General features: G+C 34.9%; 1 protein-coding gene and 1 tRNA gene. One reads left to right on the plus strand and one right to left on the minus strand.

Annotated elements, in window-relative coordinates; translation table 11 throughout:
- Window positions 1–372: 372 nt before the first annotated feature.
- A tRNA-Ser gene (locus COZ07_RS03930) sits at window positions 373–466 on the minus strand.
- 167 nt (window positions 467–633) lie between these two features.
- Here COZ07_RS03930 and COZ07_RS03935 point away from each other — a divergent pair.
- Window positions 634–1,451, plus strand: an 818-nt coding sequence (locus COZ07_RS03935) for an FAD-dependent oxidoreductase (RefSeq protein ID WP_406607283.1), incomplete at its 3' end; no start/stop codon positions are given.

Consider the following 1,451-nt stretch of genomic DNA (forward strand, 5'->3'; position numbering starts at 1 on the left):
CCCGAATAGTCTTCTCCCAAACAATTAAATTATCAGCTTTTAAATCACCTCTATCAGATAATTCCATATTTTACCTCCTCATAGATTTTTTAAAATATATCATTTTAATCTTAATTAAAAAATAAAAAATTTGCTAATGTCTTTCTAAAAAACTCTAGCAAATTTTAGATATTTTATTGTTAAGCTATTAAACCCAACACCCTCATTGCTTAACCTATTCAGGCAGAGATGAGGGTCATATATTTTAAAATCTAGCAATGGATATTCCCCCTTTATCCTTTTTAGTTTTATATTTCTCTCTAAGCTAATCCAGGATAGTTAATCTTAATCTAAATTTGGGGTAGTGTTTTTTATAAATTACTTCCGTAAAACTGGCGGAGAGAGAGGGATTCGAACCCTCGGAGCAGGCTTACACCCGCTCAATTGCTTAGCAGGCAACCACCTTCGACCACTCGGTCATCTCTCCGTTTAAAGTATAACATAATAATATTTTTCAGGCAAGGAAAATTAATAGTTAATTTTTATATTAAATTGACTTAAAAAACATAAAATTTATTAACTTGCGATAAATATTAGAATATAATAGAATATGCTAAACAAAATTATAATCTAGGGATAAAGGGGAACTAAAAAGTGAAAAAATATCAATATGATGTAATTGTGGTAGGAGCGGGACATGCTGGCTGTGAAGCGGCTTTGGCTGCTGCCAAGATAGGCGCTAAAACGCTTCTGGTTACTTCTAATTTAGATAATATTGCTTTAATGCCTTGCAATCCTTCTATTGGGGGTCCGGGAAAAGGGCATGTAGCTCGAGAAATCGACGCCTTGGGTGGAGAAATGGCTAAAAATACTGATAAAGCTACTATCCATATAAGAATGTTAAATACCAGTAAAGGTCCGGCGATGTGGGCCTTACGGGCACAAATAGATAAAAAATTATATACTCAAGAAATGATATATACCCTGCAAACCCAGGAAAACTTAGATTTAAAACAGGAGATGGTAACCGAATTAATAATAAATAATCAGCAAATAGAAGGAGTAATAGTCAAAAGTGGTTTAAAATTTTCTTCGCCTGCCGTAATTTTAGCCACTGGTACCTTTTTAAATGGTAAAATCTATATCGGAAAAACCACCTACGGAGCAGGAAGAGGAGGTGAACTTGCCTCGATTAACCTTGCCGAGAACCTCAAAGAACTGGGTTTTAAAATAGGGAGATTAAATACCTGCACTCCGCCTCGGATAGACAGAAGAACAGTAAATTTTTCCAGTATGAAAGAACAAAAGAGTGCCGATATCCCTTTAGCCTTTTCCTTTGAAAATGAGGGCAAAATATATAAAAATTTTTCGGTATTTTTGACTCGAACCAATCAAAAGACCCATCAAGTAATTCGTAATAATATCCATCGGGTGCCCCTTTCCAATGGCACTATTCAAAGTGTAGCCATTAG

It is taken from the genome of Candidatus Infernicultor aquiphilus (genome assembly GCF_002784285.1).
Lineage (GTDB): Bacteria > Atribacterota > Phoenicimicrobiia > Phoenicimicrobiales > Phoenicimicrobiaceae > Infernicultor > Infernicultor aquiphilus.